The organism is Shewanella sp. Shew256, assembly GCF_002196695.1.
GTDB lineage: Bacteria > Pseudomonadota > Gammaproteobacteria > Enterobacterales > Shewanellaceae > Shewanella > Shewanella mangrovisoli.
Map to the genome: position 1 here is coordinate 225,902 of NZ_NAJR01000002.1, position 17,728 is coordinate 243,629.

The following is a 17,728-nucleotide window of genomic DNA, read 5'->3' on the forward strand; positions in this document are numbered from 1 at the left end:
GGTTGCCCGTTGACTCCATCCAGGTGGCCGCGTTGCACTTAATTGTGTTGAATCTTCAATAGGTAGACCAATCTGTCTACTTAATATCATTGCATGAGTAGACTGAGTTGTCTACCTGTGAGAAGATACGTTTAAATCCTAATTGCAGAGGAAGGCGATATGCCGCAACCCGAAGTCTTGTCAGATATGCCCTTAGATAAACGTCAACAGCTGATCACCACGGCATTTAAACTGTTTTATTTTCAGAGCGTACATGGGGTGGGCATTAACCAGATTTTGCAGGAGTCGGCGATTGCCAAAAAAACCTTGTACCATCATTTTGCGAGTAAGGATGAGTTGGTCGAAGCCGTGGTGCTGTACCGCGACCAAGTGTTTTATCAATGGTTAAGCGAGCGAGTGCAGGCGGCCGAGGTGGGTAAGGCGGGGATCCGCGCGTTATTTATGGCGCTCGATGACTGGTTTAATCAAAGAGTGCCGCAGTTGTGTGAGTTTCGGGGCTGTTTTTTTATCAATGTGAGTGCCGAATTTACCGATGCTAGCCATCCAGTGCATCGTTTATGTGCCGAGCATAAACAGCGGGTGGCAGATTTAATGGGTCAGCAAGTGGCGGCCTTGGGCTTGTCCGAGGCAAAAGCGGCTTATCTTGTCGATACCCTATGCCTATTGAAGGAAGGCGCCATCGTATCGGCGCAGCTGCGCGGCGACACAGGTGCCGCTATGCAAGCGTTAAAAGCTATCGAGCAATTGATTGAAATAGAAACGAATTAGGGTGACGGTTAAATCAATCTATCCATGAAGCCCGTTTGGATGCCATAACCTAGCAGTGCTAAGTTGGTCACGACCGTGAGCCAAAACAGTTGGCGAAAGGCGGCTTTGACCGATTTATGCCGTAGTAGCTGCTGGGCAAACAGTGCGCCGGGCCAGCCACCCAGGATAGACATCAGATGCAGGGTGCTTTCCTTGGTGCGCCAGCGGCCTTTACGCGCCGCCGATTTGTCGAAGGCGTAGGCGATAAAGGTGCATAAACTCAGCAGCAGGTATAAACCCACAATCGCGATAGGCAGCATATGCCAGCAAGCGGCGCCGATTAGCATGGCCAGAAAAACAAGCGCTAATAATAAAGGCATCGAACTCTGACGCGAGCGCGCGGCTCTGGGTTTTGCCACTTTTGATTTCGCGGCTCTTGGTTCTGTGGCTCTAGATTTAGTCACTCTTCGCTGATTCACTCTTTGTTGAGTCGCTCTTCGTTCATGTACTGGAGCGGAAGGCGTTTTACTGGCTCTTTTGTTGTTCATTGTTCGAGTTCAAATGGCTACTAGCGTTGATTGACTTAAAGGCGAGCTGGCGCCAGAGTTTTTCGAGTGGCCCTTGATTAAAGTAGCGTAAATACAGACCTGCGAGTACTAATTGCAGCAGAGAGTAACCCAGCGCTATCGCCATATAACCGCCCCTATCGAGGGTTAATAGTAACTCGGGAGCAAAGTGGCGAAAGATAAACACACCGACAATGGATTGCAATATATACAGACTAAAGGCGAGTTTGCCTACATTTTGCAAAGGCCTTAACACTGTCGAGCGGTTTTGGCAGATTTTAACCAATATATGGATGTAAATCAGTGCGGTAGGGATAGCGCTTAGCATGACTATGATGTCCGAAAACATCACCAATGTTGGGTTTTGAGTCAAGCTCAGCAGGGTATCTAGGGCGGAGAGCACTAAGCTTGCTAAAACCAGCTTAATTAAGGTGTTACGCTCAAATCCCTGCTCGAAACTACCTTGGCGATAGAGCGCCATTCCGAGCAGCATCAGTCCGCCCGTGAACCACATTAAGGTGAAGGGAATGACCAGCGCCATGTAACCGACCTGCATGACATGCAGCAGCAGTTGATTGGCATAACCCGATGTCCAAGCGCTGTATTGTTCGGTGAATAAGGGCGATTCGCGGGTAAAGAGTTCGTCACTGCCCATGATACTGATTAAGCAGATAACCACTAACGAACTGAAAATAAAAATATTGGCCTTACGTTTTAACTCGGCGATGCTGGCATTTCGGTAGCAGAGTGCTAAAAAGCCGCTGATACCATAGGTCAGTAAAATATCACCGGGCCAGATAATGATGCCGTGGATCAAGCCAAAGACAATCAACCATTTCAAGCGTGAGCGCAACAGCGAATAGGCCGATAAACCTTTATCGCTAAACCGTTGGTACTGAATATAAAGCCCGACACCAAATAAGATGGAAAACAGGCTGATAAAGCGCCCTTCAATAAAGAAATTGCTAAAGGCTTCGAGCACTTGGTCCGAGAGCAATGGGATTTGATGGGGCGCATAGCCATAAAAGCTTATCCCCATAAAATAGATATTCATAAAAAATATCCCCAATACCGCTAACCCACGTATGGCATCGAGGTTGGCATTACGTCCAATTGGGATAGGCAGATGGGGCGTGTGAGTCGCATCGATGGGATTTCCCCAAGGATCCTTGGCAGCTTGAGTGATAGGTTTGATAGCAGGCATCCTTTTGCTATTGGGGATAATGAACCGAGTCTGCTCGGCGTGATTCGAGTTGATAATACAAGGCGCTAGCTTAACAGGCGCTCAAACCAATGAACACTCAACTAATTAAAGCGTTAGGCGCGTGGATCGCTTTGAAAGCTATTGGCTATTCACCAATATCTTCGTTCCACAGCTGTGGCTTGGCGGCGATAAAATCGTGCATCAACTGTTTGCACTCGTGATTGTCCACCACTGTTACCTCTACTCCGCGGGACTGCACATAGGCTTCTGGTCCTTGAAAGGTGACATTTTCACCGACCACCACCTTAGGGATGCCATAGAGTAAAATCGCGCCACTACACATATCGCAGGGGGAAAGGGTTGAATAGAGCGTGGCCTTTTGATAATCGGCGGCGGTCAATCTGCCGGCATTTTCGAGGCAATCCATTTCGGCATGCAACACGGTGCTGCCTTGCTGCACGCGTTTGTTATGGCCGCGGGCGACAATTTTCCCGTCGATCACTAATACTGAGCCAATGGGGATACCGCCTTCGGCGAGTCCTTGTTTGGCCTCATCAATCGCGGCCTGTAAAAATTCATCCATCTCGATCCCCTGTCTTAGGTTGTTTGGCTTAGCATAGCAGCCTGCAAGCGTTGAGCAAGACAACCTAAGTGGTGATTTCGATTGATGATTAAGCTTGGGTTGATGTGCCTTGGCTTACTTCTGCGGCTTTTCTGAAATCCATAACTTGATATGTCCTTTCACGACCACCACGCCTTGGGTGTCGTAGGCGGTAACGGGCACCAACATATCGCCGGGCGTCCACTGCTCTGGCGTGACTTCGGCAACACATAAAATATCACTGCCCGCCTTGGCGGTGTAATCTAGGCTCATGCCCTTAGGGATCCAACGCAGGTGGGCCGGAATCGATGCTTCGGCCATCACGCCCATCGCCATTTCTAAGCCGTTACAGATGGCGATAACATGCACGGTTTTTATATGGTTATGAACGGCATGACGTTTTTTAATCAGGCAAGCACAGTGGTTAAGGCGCAATTCAGTGATCAGTGGTTTGATGGTGCCAAAATAAGGCGCCATGCGTGATACCATGATGGAGAAGATTTTTTGGCCAAAGGGCCAGCCTTGGGTTTTATGGTAAAGCGCGAGAACCTTATTAGGCTTAGCGTTTGGGGTTTGTGCGTTAGGGCTCATGGTTATCCTTCATCGGAGTGCAAACTTAAGGTGTTAGTCTTGGGCTGCTGATATTTTTAATGCTTAGCGGTGTGTCTGTTTCTTTCTGGTCGGATGAGTGTAACATTGGGATAACATTAAATGCCAGTCGGCCGAATTAAGTAAACTTCATTTCGCGGTTTTTACGCTAACACCGTATAATCACGACAAATTTGTCATCAATGACACGTCATAATGATTTAACTACAAGGACTCACAGTGAAATATTTGCTGACCTATTTTAAGGGAATGGCCATGGGTGCCGCCGATGTGGTGCCTGGGGTTTCGGGGGGCACTATTGCCTTTATCACCGGGATTCTCGATACCCTGCTCGAAAGCGTTAAACGTATTAATCCTTCACTTTGGGGCGTGATTAAATCGCAGGGGATTAAAGGCGCGTTTGAACATATTAATGGTGGATTTTTACTGAGTTTGTTGGCGGGGATCCTAACCAGTATTTTTACCTTCGCTAAACTGATTTCTTGGTTGCTGGTGGCCCATCCCATTCCGATTTGGTCATTCTTCTTTGGCCTTATCATCATCTCTGTGGTGCACATGCTTAAGCAGGTGAGTGGTTTTACGCTGGCGCGTTTGGGATTATTCGCCTTAGGAGTTTTGGCTGCTTGGGTGATCACAGTGCTAAACCCAGTATCGGTCGAGGCCAGTTATTTAAATATTTTCTTCGGCGGTGCGATTGCCATTTGTGCCATGGTATTACCGGGGATTTCGGGCAGTTTTATCTTATTATTGCTCGGCTTATATCCTGTGGTACTCGCGGCGGCAAAAAATATCCAAATCGATATCTTGGCCTGTTTTGCCGTAGGCGCTTTGCTGGGGATTTTAAGCTTTAGCCATTTACTCTCGGCCTTGCTGCGTAAATACCATGATGCGACCGTAGTGTTTCTCACGGGCTTGATGCTCGGCACCTTAGGTAAAATTTGGCCTTGGAAACAAACCTTAACCTGGCGTACTAACTCACACGGTGAACAAGTGCCGTTATTGGAGCAAAATATTTCGCCGCTGAATTTTGAACAAGTGACGGGCCAACCTTCACAGCTGATGTTAGCTGTGGTGTGTATGTTGGCGGCCATCGCCTTAGTTTGGGGTTTAGAGAAGGTCGGTAAACGGGACTAAGCCAATCCTGTGGATGATATGAATAAAAGCAGCGATATTCGCTGCTTTTATGTTTTAAGGCCAATGGAATGTCCTCGACTTTTGGGCAATGTTATTTTGCTGGTCCGTTAAGTTACAATCGCGCCTCAGAGTGCACGCAGTCGATGTTGTACATCCGTTTAAACTCAGTGAGAGTTTGCAGTTACGATAAGGATATAGTTGTGGAAAAAAAACAGGTTCCCTGGGTTGGCGTGGCGCTAGCCATTTTTGCCTTAGGTCATGTGATTAACTTAATCATAGATAAACAAGATTCTGAAATATCCCCAGAGTTAAAGCAGCAAATTTCTGACACTATTCAGGCTCACAGAACACCCGCTTTAGCGAATAATGTCTTGATTCATGAGCCAAACAACCGTGAGATTGCCGAGACTTCGTCCAAAATCCCTATGCCTGCAGAATTAGCCGATGTGAGTCAAATCTACAGCAATCTCAATGCATTTGCGGCGCTCAAACGAGACGGTACTGTAGTCACATGGGGTGATGGCGAGTGTGGTGGCGATAGCAATAACGCCGCCGAGCCTGTACTTAATGTAAAACAACTGTATGCGGCAGAGGATACCTGCGGCTTTGCCGCGTTAACCCATGACCACAAACTGATCCCTTGGGGAATGGGGGATGAAACTATACCTTGGACTCGAGGAGTGAGACCTGTACTGCATGATGTGCGCGAATTTGTTGTGGCTAAGGGGCTCTATGCTGCCATTAAGCAAGATGGAAGTGTCGTCAGTTGGTCTTTTGAAGATGCATCAACTGCCGAGCTAGGCTCTGGTCAATACGCAGCGCCTGCGATGACGGGCGTCGTGTCTGTCTCTGTTAACCATGGCGCTTTTGCCGCCTTAAAACGGGATGGAACAGTCGTGACATGGGGGCTGGCGGATTACGGTGGCGACAGTCACGAAGTCGCCTCAGCGCTTAACAATGTGAAACTCCTCTATGCTAACGATAATGCTTTTACCGCTATGACAGCGACGGGCAGATTGGTGTCGTGGGGTAAGGTCAGAGCGGAGCAAAAAGGTCGTGAGCAAGTGGCAAAGCTTAACCAGCTTGCGCCTGCCGTGAAAGTTGTTGCTTCCAAAAATGGTTTTGCAGCGCTGCTGGCTGACGGTAGTGTTTATGCGTGGGGGGAAGGGGAGTTAACTGAGTATGATGTGCCATTCCCTGCTCGTTTATCTCGCCCAAATCGTGCCAATAAAGTGATTGATATTTTTGCCAATAATGACGCGTTTGCCGCCTTAACCATCAGCCGTCAACTTATCGTTTGGGGCAGTAAATATCATGGTGCTGATACGACGGTCCTTAAAGATAAATTACAAAGCGTGCTTAAGGTTTATCCCTTTGATGAAGGATTTGTCGCGTTACGTAGGGATAATACGGCTATCGCTTGGGAAGGATGGGAATTGGCAGAAAACCAGCCGCGTTATCAAGAGGTCACTCAGGTGAGCAAAGTGGTGACCTATGAACGTGAGTTTGCCTTTTTAAAGCAAGATGGCACTGTGGTTGATGGCCACTCTGGCCCCAAAACTGACATAACTCAAGCAACGGATATTTTCCCTACGGGGTTAGGCTTTACGGTTAAACGCCAAGATGGCTCGATTGCAGTATGGATGCGGGAAGATCCCGCGGTGACGCTAGATAAGCAAGCCGTTGATTTGAGTCACATGCGGGATATTCGCAGTAATTTGCTGGATGTGATTGCCCTCATGGACGATGGTACGGTACAGGCTTGGGATGTAACAGGTAGAACGAGCAATGTGCTCTAAGCTAATGAGTAACCCCATTTGAAGCTAGCAAGCTAATAAAAACAAAGGGCTAAGATGAATATCTTAGCCCTTTATCTTTAAGCGAGGCTTTTGTCGCTTTCTGCCTGATTGGCTTTAATTTCACGCAAATAGCGGTAAATGGAATGCACTGAAATCCCCAATCGAGTGGCGGCCACTTGGGCGCTATCCTTGAGTTCGAAAATCCCTAACTCATGGAGTTGATTGACAATTTCACGACTCTTTTGTGAAGGAGAAATCGCAGGATTCGCACGCACCTCGTGGTTAACACTATCGATAGTGCTGTGCAGCGCCTCATCAATATTGCGCGCAAACACCTCGGGCGAACTGGTCAATTCGCTGCCGAGGAGCTGCTCCGGCATCATAGTGCGCAGTACAGATTGCAGCGGCGCATCCATATCGGTATTGATGCACAGCAGCCCAATCGGCAGGTTTTTAGGATTACGGATAACAGTGGTTATCGAACGTAAGGTCTTACCGTTGGCACACTTGGTAAGGTAAGAGTTGGAAATATCCTGACCCGTTTTGAGCTTAAGCAAGGCCAGGTTAGTGATGGGCGCACCGACCTCACGGCCAGTGACATGACCATTGGCAATTTTGACCACTGAAGGGTGCTTAGCATCTAAGCTGTGCAGCACGACCTCTGTATGTTGGCCATACATGGCGGCAATCCCATCGACGATATTTTCGATGGACTTGAGTATATCCAGATCGCTTTGGGTTAAGTCTTGCAATTTCACAATATTCGGCCTTTTTCAGCAGCTTATCAGGAATAACCGTCTTATTCAGACATGATGTTAATGATAGTGACATCCGTAGATGACATGCCATTGAGTACCATCTTGCCTATGTTCTTAATGGTTTTCTCAACATCTTTGGCGATGATACCTTGGCCTGAAACGTTTTGGCTGTTGAGCGCCATTAAGAAGGAGCGAACCGCCGCACTCGATGAGGTACTGACCTTCATGGCGCAGGAGGCTTTGGCACCATCACAGACCATGCCCGAGCTGTCGCTGATGACGTTTTGAATCGCAAAGCAAGATTGTTCGAAACTACCGCCCGCTAAATACACCATGGCCATAGAGGCTGCGGCGCTGGTGACCGTATTGCCACAGAATGCCGATAACGGCGGATAGTGGGACTTGATATAAATCGCCCCAAGGTGGCTCATGATCAGCGCGCGAGCCAGTTTCTCTTCGCTGACTTTATAACACTGAGCGGTGATCACTACAGGAATCGTCGCTGCAATTCCTTGGTTACCACTGCCTAAATTGCTCATGGCGGGCAGATTGGCACCGCCCATACGCGCATCCGAAGCCGCTGCGGTGAGCATCACAATCTTATTGAGTAAGTCCTCACCGATGATCCCTGCGGCAATGCCGTTTTTCATGGTGCGGCCGACTTCCAAGCCATAGGGTTTGGACATGCCTTCATCAGATAATTTACTGTTTAATTCAGAAGCTTTAAGAATAAATTGGATTTCTTCGAAGGGCACTTCTTGGGCGAAGCGGTAAATCGATTCAATATTGATATCAACGCCGTCGCAGATTGAGCCTGTGGCCTTGGTTTGGGCGCTATCGGCGGTAAAGACTAACTCACCATTTAAGCGCTTCTCGGCAATTAAGGTATGGCCGCCGCAGATTTTCACCATGGCTTCTTGTTCGCCTGCGGTTAAGCTCACGCAGCAATAGATAAATTCGTCGGTCTCGGTACGTTCAACCTTCACTTTACCCGCATCGATAAGGGTTTGCGCCTGTGCCACTTGTTCAGGTGTCACGTTGGCCAAGACTTCTAATCCCGCATCGGCATTGCCTGCAAGCGCGCCTGCGGCTGCGGCGATAGCAAGGCCGATTTTTCCTGTACCGGGGACATAAACGCCCATCGAGTTTTTATATAAGTTATCAGAAACTTGCACCGCAATTGACTCGGGAGCTACCGGTAATAAGGTACGGGCCACGGCCGCCGCATAGGCTGCGGCAATCGGTTCGGTACAGCCTAAGGCGGGTTTAACCACTTGGTTAATAATCTGAATGTATTGCTGCCATAAAGGTTTCATCGGGCTACAACCTTACCAATTTATGCGTGAACGTGGGCGATGGCTTCAACTTCCACTTTGACACCCAGTGGAAGATCTTTTACCGCAAAACAGCTGCGGGCAGGGCAGTCGGTTTTGAAATAGGTTTTATAGACTTCATTAAAGGCGGCAAAGTCACTGATCTCACTCAAGTAACAGGTGGTTTTAAGCACGGTTTCTAGGCTGCCACCGCCAGCTTCAATCACGTATTTCAGATTCTCAAGGCATTGCACCGATTGTTCGCTGATCCCGCCATCGACAACGCCACCTTTCTCTTTACATACAGGCAGTTGTCCAGAGGTAAAAATCAGGTTGCCATAACTCGTGCCGTGGGAATAAGGGCCAATGGCGGCTGGGGCACGTTCTGCATGAATGATGCTTTTCATTATCTCTCCAATCTGCAAATAAAATTGAATGCTGTCGAATTTCTATGTGCAATATTATTTGCATATTTTGGTTTGGTTGCAATTATTTTTTAATGTTTCATGCCGTAAAGACGAGTTTATGCGTCTTTTAGCGGGTTTTGGACCGAATTGTGAGCAACGACACTTTGTTCAACAAAAGTTGAGCATTTTGTTTGCTGAGTTTGTTTTGTTCAAATATATTTGCAAAAAAATAACATCAACTCGGTTAGGATGAGATATGGATGCAAGGCTAACGGCGGCACAATGGAAAGAGGATACCCGCTTCGACAGTACGGATTGGGGCTGGATAATTATGAGTATCGGCATGGCGATTGGGGCCGGGATCGTATTTTTGCCAGTGCAGGTGGGCTTGATGGGCTTGTGGGTGTTTTTGCTCTCCAGCGTGATTGGTTATCCCGCTATGTATTTGTTTCAACGTTTGTTTATCAATACCTTGGCCGAGTCGCCCGAATGTAAGGATTACCCGAGTGTGATTTCGGGGTATCTGGGCAAAAACTGGGGCATCTTACTCGGCGGCTTGTACTTCATTATGTTGGTGATTTGGGTGTTTGTGTATTCCACGGCCATCACTAACGATAGCGCCTCCTTTTTACAAAGCTTTGGTGCGACTACGTCATTGTTGTCTGAAAACCCCTTCTATGGCTTAGCGCTGATCTGCGGTTTAGTCGCATTGGCTTCTCGGGGTGAAAACCTACTGTTTAAGATCTCCACTTTTATGGTGCTCACAAAGCTTGGGGTAGTAGCAGTGCTCGGGTTAATGATGGTCGATAAGTGGGATATCAATAACATCGGTAGCGTACCCAGCACGGGCGATTGGCTAAAGGATGCGATTGTGATGTTGCCTTTTACGCTGACATCGATTCTATTTATCCAAAGTTTAAGTCCTATGGTGATCTCCTACCGCTCGCGAGAAAAATCCCTTGCCGTTGCCCGCTTTAAGGCGATGCGCGCGATGAACATTGCCTTTGGAGTGCTGTTTGTGGTGGTGTTTTTCTACGCCGTATCTTTTACCCTAGCCATGGGGCATGAGCAGGCGGTGCGCGCCTCCCATGAAAATATCTCCGCCTTAGCCATGGTGGCCCAGGGGATGCCAGGGCAAACCTTAAAACTGCTTAGCCTGACCTTAAATATCTTTGCGGTAATGACGGCGTATTTTGGTGTGTATTTAGGCTTTAAAGAGGCGTGTCAGGGATTGACCATGAATATGCTGCGCCGAGTGATGCCCGAGGAGCGGATCAATAAGTCGTTAGTGGGTTACGGCATCATGATCTTTACCATTTTACTGTCGTGGGGCGCGATTGTATTAAATGCCCCTGTGCTGAGTTTTACCTCTATATGCAGTCCTATCTTCGGTTTAGTGGGTTGTTTGATCCCTGCCTATTTGGTCTATCAAGTGCCTGCGCTGCATAAATATAAAGGGGTGTCGCTGTATATCATTATTGTTACTGGCTTATTGCTATGTATTTCGCCTCTGCTTGCCTTTAGTTAATGCTTTACCTCCTTTACAAACAGGTATAGCAGTCGTGCTGTACCTGTTTTTTTGGCTTCTATTGAGACAAATTGTCTTAATTTCCCCGCTATTTACTAGGCTCATTGTGCGCTAGTAGTGGTTTTTGTCATGCTGTTCGCGCTGGATGAAATTTGGTGATTGTGCCGGATCGATAACTTTCTATAATCCTTGGCAACTACTTTAGTGGTATCTTTTTTTCTAATGCTTATCAAACTAAGGAATGCCTAATGCAAAGACGTGATTTTTTGAAGGGTGCAGCCATTCTGTCGGCGGCGGGAACCGTGATGCCAGTGTTAGCGGCGTCGACGCAAACCCATGCGATGACCGATAAAACCTGTGGTCGCCGCCGATTTACCTTAACCAATACCTATCAGCTCGTCGCGCCAGAAGGCTCTGCGGGCGTGGTGAAGTTATGGGTGCCACTTCCTGAAAACACAGCTTTCCAGCAGGTTGAAAAACTTAACTTTAGCGGGACTTATCAAGACGCCTATATCAGTGCCAATAACCACTATGGTGCTAAAACCCTGTTTGCCACTTGGCCCGATGCCAAGGGCAAGATGACCCTAACGCTAGAATTAGTGATTGAAACCCAAGATTGGGAACCGGTGAAAAGTGGCGAGTTAAGCCATTACCGCGCGCCAGCTAAACCTGAGTATCCCGCCGACGTCGCGATTTACCTTAAGCCAACCAAGCATATGCCTGTGGATGGTATCGTGAAGCAAACCGCGGATAAGATCGTGGGTAAAGAAACCGAGCCGCTCAAGCAAGCACAGTTGATTTACAACTGGGTGAGCGCCAACATGTACCGCGATAACGATGTTATCGGTTGTGGCAGTGGCGATGTGGCCGCCATTCTTGAAAGTGGCAAACTCGGCGGCAAGTGTACCGATATCAACTCAGTATTTGTGGCGCTGATGCGCGCAGTCGGTGTGCCTGCCCGTGAAATGTTTGGTATTCGCCTAGGCCAAGCCATCAAGATGGGCCATTATTCCAAAAAAGCCTTTGGCAGCGCCGACGATAAGGGCTTTGCCGATGTGACGGGGGGTCAACACTGCCGTGCCATGTTCTATCTTGCGGGTTATGGTTGGTTACCTGCCGATCCTGCGGATGTCACTAAAATGCGCCTCACCGAGAAGAAGGAGCATAGCGACCCTGCGGTACAAGCGGTGAATGATTACCTATTTGGTAACTGGGAAATGAATTGGGTTGGCTTTAACTATGGCCGCGACTTTGACTTATTCCCCGTGGCGGAGCAGACTCCACTGAACAATTTTGGTTATCCCTATGCCGAAGTGGACGGCGATCCTGTTAATTACTATGAGCCAAAAGTCTTCGCCTATGACTACAAGTCAAGCGAGCAGCGCTAAACCGCTGCTTGCCACCATCGCCGCCGCCGTTGTTGCGGCGGTTGCCTCTAGCCTTTGCTGCATTGCGCCCTTAATCTATTTAGTGTTTGGCGTGTCTGCGGCGGGGCTGTCGGGGTTATCGAGCTTAGCTTGGTTACAAGTACCCATGTTGCTCCTATCAACTGGGCTAATTATGCTAGGTTTTTGGCGCTTGTACTTTGCGAAAAAGCCGCTCTGTACCGGTACATTTAGTCGAGGACAAATGCTATTCGCCTATTGGCTGACTGTGCCTATTGTGCTGGCGTTCCAACTGTATCCCTTTGTTTTACCTTGGCTACTTGAGGTGTTCGAATGAAGCCACTATCACGTATTACACGACTCGTGCTCATTACATCGTTGGGATTTACGCCATTCACTTGGGCGGATAACGTGCAGGTGACACTCGATGTTAAAGGCATGACCTGCCCACTGTGCGTTACCGTCGTTAATCAGGCGCTGCGCAAAACCGATGGGGTGCTCAAAGCCAAGGCGAACCTGAAAACCGAGCAGGCCGTGGTCACAGTCGCCGATGATTTTAACCTCGATAAGTTGATTACCGCCGTCGACGCCACTGGCTATAAAGGCACTATCAATAAGGTCGAAAAGCAGAGCTGATATTGATTAAGTACAATTTCGGTATTTAATCAAAAAAGCACAACCTAATTGGGTTGTGCTTTTTTGTTTGCGACTCTTAGGTGCTGGATTCTATTAAGCAGAACAATATTAATATTGAGTTTTTCATTCACTCACTCTGCCATGGTTAATGCTGACCAAATTACTACTTTTGACTGAATAAAGTCTCTAGGTCGCCATACTGGCAATTTCACTGCCAGCAGTAATATGCGATGTAGACCTTGCTCTATTATTGGCACAAATAAAATCAGTAATTAATTATGAGGGCCTGAATCTTATCGATACCCTTGAGTTAACGCGTTTGAATAAGGAAAGAATCTAATGGCATGCTTACTAGATGAATATTTGTGCTTAAAGGTATCGCTATGATTTTAAATGTTTAATTGTATTTGTCTCGATACTGAAATTTGAGCTTGCAATGGGTATTCTTAGTACTATTAATGAATATATGTGATTATTATTTTATTAACATCTGTGTTACTTTTTTTGAGGTGAGTTAGTCGCTACAGTCGTCATCGAATGTTATCCATTTTAAGCCGTTGTAATCCTATTTTGGGATACTTCGAAGAGCTATTTTTACCGTCGAATTCCTACTGCAGAACAGAGCAGATTGAATTCGAAATCGCGCTCATTTTCCATCAATAATATGCTTCTCTCAAATAGATATTCCGATAAAAATCGCCTCAAAAATGTATTTATGTTCGATTAACGGGCATAATGCGGCGTTTTAATATTCAGTTACAGGGAATAACCATGAAGTATTTGGTTAGCGTAGTTACATGTTTTCTATTATCTGCCTGCTCATTTGGCGATGTCGATGTGGAGTTTAAGCCACAAAAAGGTGATGAGCGCGCGTATCAAGTCTATAGCACTGCCCGCATCTCGGTCGAGGCAGGTGGTCGTAATGAAACGGTGGACACCACATCCCATCAATTACTGCGTTATAAGGTGCTCGAGACGGGTAAAAATAGCCGCTTCGAAGTGCACGTCGATTATATGAAAATGCAAGATGGCCAAGGGAGTGGCGTGAGCAGCGGCGAACGGGCTGAGCGAAATCCCGAAATGCATGCAATTTTCTCTCAGGGCTTTGAATTTTCATTAAATTTAGACGATGGCAGCGTTAAAGAATTTAGCGCATTAAATAAACCCGCCTGGCAAGCCATGCTGGCAGAGCGCGGCCTTGAGCTCGAGCAGGAACTTAAAAAGCTCTTTAGCTCATCGGTTTTTATTAATTCGATACCCGCTGAAGTGGGGGCTGTGGTGATGCTTCCGGCCTATCAAGGCCATGCAAATTCAAAGCTTACCGTGTTAAAGGTCACTGACACCCATGTTCTGGCTCAGGTGGAAAGCGAAGGTGAGCAAGCCAAAATATATGGCCAACTGATGCTCGAGCGCGACAGAGGATGGCTAGTGCAGATGGGGCTAGTGGCTGAGGTGCCCTTTGAGCGTTACGGCTTTAAGGGAACGATGCGCAGCAATGTGATTATGGTGCCTAAGGATCGTGAGCTGGGCGACTTGTCGCAGCGAGTGGCTTTTGATTACGATTTCCCACCGGGCGAGTATGAAAAACAGCCCGAATTATCACTTGAAAAGGCCAATAAACCCTTAACCCAAGAGGCGGTTTTTGCCTACGATGCGGGTTACTTTGACCTTTATGATGACCAACTCAGCCTTACCTATCAGCATGATTTCTCAGGTTTAAAAGCATCGGGAGAGTTTCATCTAACTGATATTACGGCGCACAGTGCCGATGGCAGCATTTTACCGATACAACTCAGTAAGATTTATCGCTTTAATTTTGCAGAGAAGGATGGTTTTTATAAATCCGTAGAGCAACAGTTACTCGTCGGCTGGAATGAGCCCTCAGAGCTGTTTTCCCAAGTGACTGAGTTTCGTGCTAAGGCCCACTATCAGGGCGCCAAGCTGGTTAAACTGGCATTAACACCTGATCCAAACAAAACGGTGTCTTTGCAGTATAAAGATTTACAGCTGGAATTTGCCCCCATTCCCGATAAGCCTTTTTCTTATGTGCTGACATCACGCGATCCAACCCATAAATCTTGGTTAGCGGGGCGATTTGACGGTGCCGAAGGTGCCATGATGAAGTACCAATCGCCGTCGGTAGAAGGGCCTGCTTGGTTAACCGCAGCCGAACGGAATATGTTGGGGTTAGCTGCATCGATGCAATTTGAACCCACTACCTTCTTTAGTTTTCCGGCCGAGCCACAGGCGCTAACCATCTATGTGAATACACCGGATGAGAGTAGCGAGCTGACTAAAAATGTTCGTTTTATTCCTATGATGGATTACATGAAGAACGTCGCTTATCCCCCAGTGGATCAGCGCACGCTTTACCGTGATGATATGTATGCGCGCTACAATGAAGCGCCGCAAGAGACATTAGCTGCGGATCCCGCCTTACTCGAACCCCAAATGGTGGCTAAGTATGGCGTAAGCCTACAGTTAAGCGCCGAGCAAGCCGCCGTGTGCTCGCTAGCTGTGGTGGATGCGCCTCAAGTTGACGGCCACAGCTTGCAATGGACGCAGATCAAATCCGAAAACAGTATGGCGGAACATCTTGAGAAGACTGTCCTATATCAACTCACCAGTGCCGATGGGATCCGTCGTAATTTTTACGATATTAAAATCAGCAGTGCCCTGAGCTGTACGGGTACGCCCGAATGGCATGAGCTTGCGTATCAACCTAAGCAAGGTTGGCTGATTGATACCACTCAATTACCTGAACTCGATACCACGCAAACCGTAGGCGAGGTGATGCGCCATTATCGTTTTTTAAATGCGCAGAACATTCCACTCGCGCCTTTTATGCCGGCTGAACGCGACGATTTTTATCAACGACCGTTACAGCAAGTGCTACATCAAGACCGTTGGTTTGAGCTGCAAGGGCGAGTGCAGGCGATTGAATACCTGAAGGTTAGCGGCGAGCCCGTTAATAAACAGTGGGTTACTACATTCCCAGCCTTGCCTTAAGGAACTGATATGAGAGCCTTATTACTATTATCTGCCCTATTTCTGTCGTGTAATGTGTTGGCTGATCGCATCTTACTCGACGAACAATGGCAGCCTAGCGAGGTGCCAGGTGAAGCGATTTATTACCAGAAACAGCTAGCGACTGAGCAAGAGGGCGTGTGGCCAGTAGCGCTTTTTTATGTAGAGACAGATAAACCCGTTTTTAAAGGGACAGTTAACGGCCCCTATTTAGCGGAGAGTGCTATTGTTGGTGATTTCGAATTTTATCACCCCAATGGTCAACTCTCTCGCACGGGATGTAGCGATGCACAAGGGCGTTATCAGGGAACGCATCTGTATTACTGGGAAGATGGAACACGCTCGGGTGAGTACCAATATCTGAATGGTAGGCTCCATGGTGAGCAAAAACGTTATCACACCAATGGTCAATTACGCGACCTTCAACATTATGCGAATGGTGTGGAGTCCGGATTAGCACAAAGTTATTTCGACAATGGCCAGCTGCAAACACGAGTCACCTATGGCGTTAACGGTATGGAAGGTCTATATGAAAGCTTCCATAGCAATGGTCAGCCAGAGCAAACCGTGAATATGGTGGCGGGAAAAAGAGAAGGCGAGCGCCTTTATTGGACAAAAGAAGGCTGGTTATTCACTAAAGAGTTTTATCTTAAGGGGAAATTACACGGTGAAGTGTTGGTTTATCATGCCGCTGATGTGCCTCGAGAAATTGAACATTATCAGCATGATAAGCTGGTGGGTATCCAGCAACGTTTTGATCAGCAAGGGCGATTAACGCAGCAGCAGAAATACGATACTCATGGCCGTGAAATTCAGGATATGACCTATGCGAGTGCGGGCCATGTAACCTCCCAACTTGACACCCAATATCTTGCTAAAGGTCATATTACCAACGAGCAGCGCTTCGATGAGAGTGGAAAGTTAACCTATCAATATCAGCGCGATACCGTAAAAGATTGGAGTCTGCGTCAGCGCTTTGATGCCACAGGCTCGCTGCTTGAACGAGAAGAGCGAGTTAAAGGCAGCTACGAAGGGGTATATGTTGACGCAGGCTGGAATGGCTCTGTCAGGCGGATAAATTACCGTAAAGGCAAAATGCACGGCGCATATCGTGAAGATAACGCCGAAAATGGCAGTTTTGTCACTGGGCAATATCAATCGGATGTAAAGGTCGGAAAGTGGGTGAGCCAAAATCCCGATTCGACGCGTATCGAACAGTTTAATTCGCAAGGGCAGCTCAACGGCGAACAGAGCGATATCGCCGCCGACGGCACGGTAATGTATCGAGCGTTTTATAAAAACGATAAGTTGCATGGCGCTTTTGTACAGCGAGGCTTCGATAAACAACTGCAAGCCCAAGGCCAGTATGTTAACGGCCAGCGTGAAGGTAAATGGTTAGTGCAAGACGAGAGCAGTTACAGCGAGGTGAAGTTATGGCACGGCCAGTACCAAGCGGGGCACGAAGTGGGACCGTGGCGAGCCATGTCCGCTAACGGCCACTTATTGGGTACGATGCAATACGATAATAAGGGTCTTTTGCAAGGGAAAAGCTACAGCTTCAATGAAGACGGCAGCCTGCAGCGAAGCGAAGAGTATGTCGATAACCAGTTACACGGCAAACTGGTTTACTACTTAAACGGCGAAGTCTCATCCGAATACCATTATCAAAATGGTGTCGATGTGGGCCAATAACGTATCTGTACTCGCTCAGATCTAAACTGGCTGAGCCCATTTTTAGGGGCCGCGGTCAGTTTGGATTTGAGCTACACTCTTTCTGCCTAAATCGCCTTCCAATCGAAATATCTCTCTTGAGTAGTCATGTGCGGCTATGTGACCACATCTAAATCAATGCGTGTTTAATTCCAATAATGAGGAATTGAACCCGCGTCCATAAAAAACCACACAGACAAAACACTGCTCAACCACAGTAAGGTACGTAGACCAGCGCAATAGAGAAACTAAGCCACGAAATTCGCACTCTTGCTCCCCCTTCTGCACGGTTTGTATCTTAAAT

General features: G+C 47.6%; 16 protein-coding genes. 9 read left to right on the forward strand and 7 right to left on the reverse strand.

Annotated elements, in window-relative coordinates; translation table 11 throughout:
• The first annotated feature begins 159 nt into the window (after positions 1-159).
• Positions 160-768, forward strand: coding sequence for a TetR/AcrR family transcriptional regulator (locus B5P39_RS03885; protein ID WP_088210535.1), 609 nt, complete (start codon positions 160-162; stop codon positions 766-768).
• 8 nt (positions 769-776) lie between these two features.
• Here B5P39_RS03885 and B5P39_RS03890 read toward each other — a convergent pair whose 3' ends face one another.
• From B5P39_RS03890 to B5P39_RS03905, 4 genes are all read right to left on the reverse strand, one after another.
• Positions 777-1,295: a DUF1294 domain-containing protein gene (locus tag B5P39_RS03890; RefSeq protein ID WP_176399854.1), complete on the reverse strand. Its 519-nt coding sequence runs from the start codon at positions 1,293-1,295 to the stop codon at positions 777-779.
• Positions 1,273-2,517, reverse strand: coding sequence for a DUF418 domain-containing protein (locus B5P39_RS03895; protein WP_176399855.1), 1,245 nt, complete (start codon positions 2,515-2,517; stop codon positions 1,273-1,275). The genes B5P39_RS03890 and B5P39_RS03895 overlap by 23 nt, the downstream gene beginning before the upstream one ends.
• Before the next feature lie 145 nt (positions 2,518-2,662).
• Positions 2,663-3,100, reverse strand: coding sequence for a nucleoside deaminase (locus B5P39_RS03900; protein WP_088210537.1), 438 nt, complete (start codon positions 3,098-3,100; stop codon positions 2,663-2,665).
• Positions 3,101-3,214: 114 nt separating this feature from the next.
• Positions 3,215-3,709 (reverse strand): hotdog fold domain-containing protein, encoded by a 495-nt coding sequence (locus B5P39_RS03905; protein WP_011717831.1) that lies wholly within the window; start codon positions 3,707-3,709, stop codon positions 3,215-3,217.
• A 237-nt stretch (positions 3,710-3,946) separates the two neighbouring features.
• Here B5P39_RS03905 and B5P39_RS03910 point away from each other — a divergent pair, with 237 nt between their 5' ends.
• Positions 3,947-4,861: a DUF368 domain-containing protein gene (locus tag B5P39_RS03910; RefSeq protein WP_011626843.1), complete on the forward strand. Its 915-nt coding sequence runs from the start codon at positions 3,947-3,949 to the stop codon at positions 4,859-4,861.
• Between the two features lie 200 nt (positions 4,862-5,061).
• Entirely contained in the window at positions 5,062-6,660 is a 1,599-nt protein-coding gene (locus B5P39_RS03915) for a hypothetical protein (protein ID WP_088210538.1), read from the forward strand.
• A gap of 77 nt (positions 6,661-6,737) precedes the next feature.
• Here B5P39_RS03915 and B5P39_RS03920 read toward each other — a convergent pair whose 3' ends face one another.
• From B5P39_RS03920 to B5P39_RS03930, 3 genes are read right to left on the reverse strand one after another with little or no spacing between them, the layout of a single operon-like run.
• The gene (locus tag B5P39_RS03920) at positions 6,738-7,418 is read right to left on the reverse strand and encodes a helix-turn-helix transcriptional regulator (RefSeq protein WP_088210539.1); all 681 of its coding nucleotides are present in this window, start codon (positions 7,416-7,418) and stop codon (positions 6,738-6,740) included.
• A gap of 41 nt (positions 7,419-7,459) precedes the next feature.
• Complete coding sequence (locus B5P39_RS03925; protein ID WP_088210540.1) at positions 7,460-8,734, reverse strand: L-cysteine desulfidase family protein; 1,275 nt, start codon at positions 8,732-8,734, stop codon at positions 7,460-7,462.
• Positions 8,735-8,754: 20 nt separating this feature from the next.
• Entirely contained in the window at positions 8,755-9,138 is a 384-nt protein-coding gene (locus B5P39_RS03930) for a RidA family protein (protein ID WP_086903343.1), read from the reverse strand.
• 256 nt (positions 9,139-9,394) lie between these two features.
• Between B5P39_RS03930 and B5P39_RS03935 the strand changes: the two genes are divergently transcribed.
• The 6 genes from B5P39_RS03935 (at position 9,395) to B5P39_RS03960 (ending at position 17,406) form a co-directional block, all read left to right on the forward strand.
• Positions 9,395-10,666, forward strand: a complete 1,272-nt coding sequence (locus B5P39_RS03935) for an amino acid permease (protein ID WP_088210541.1) — start codon at positions 9,395-9,397, stop codon at positions 10,664-10,666.
• A gap of 248 nt (positions 10,667-10,914) precedes the next feature.
• Positions 10,915-12,054, forward strand: a complete 1,140-nt coding sequence (locus B5P39_RS03940) for a transglutaminase domain-containing protein (RefSeq protein ID WP_088210542.1) — start codon at positions 10,915-10,917, stop codon at positions 12,052-12,054.
• Between the two features lie 16 nt (positions 12,055-12,070).
• Positions 12,071-12,388 carry a hypothetical protein gene (locus tag B5P39_RS03945; protein ID WP_088210771.1) on the forward strand — a complete coding sequence of 106 codons (318 nt, stop codon included), beginning with the start codon at positions 12,071-12,073 and terminating at the stop codon, positions 12,386-12,388.
• Positions 12,385-12,687, forward strand: coding sequence for a heavy-metal-associated domain-containing protein (locus B5P39_RS03950; protein WP_088210543.1), 303 nt, complete (start codon positions 12,385-12,387; stop codon positions 12,685-12,687). The genes B5P39_RS03945 and B5P39_RS03950 overlap by 4 nt, the downstream gene beginning before the upstream one ends.
• Before the next feature lie 771 nt (positions 12,688-13,458).
• Positions 13,459-15,696: a hypothetical protein gene (locus tag B5P39_RS03955; RefSeq protein WP_088210544.1), complete on the forward strand. Its 2,238-nt coding sequence runs from the start codon at positions 13,459-13,461 to the stop codon at positions 15,694-15,696.
• 9 nt (positions 15,697-15,705) lie between these two features.
• Positions 15,706-17,406 carry a toxin-antitoxin system YwqK family antitoxin gene (locus B5P39_RS03960; protein ID WP_088210545.1) on the forward strand — a complete coding sequence of 567 codons (1,701 nt, stop codon included), beginning with the start codon at positions 15,706-15,708 and terminating at the stop codon, positions 17,404-17,406.
• The last annotated feature ends 322 nt before the right edge of the window (positions 17,407-17,728 follow it).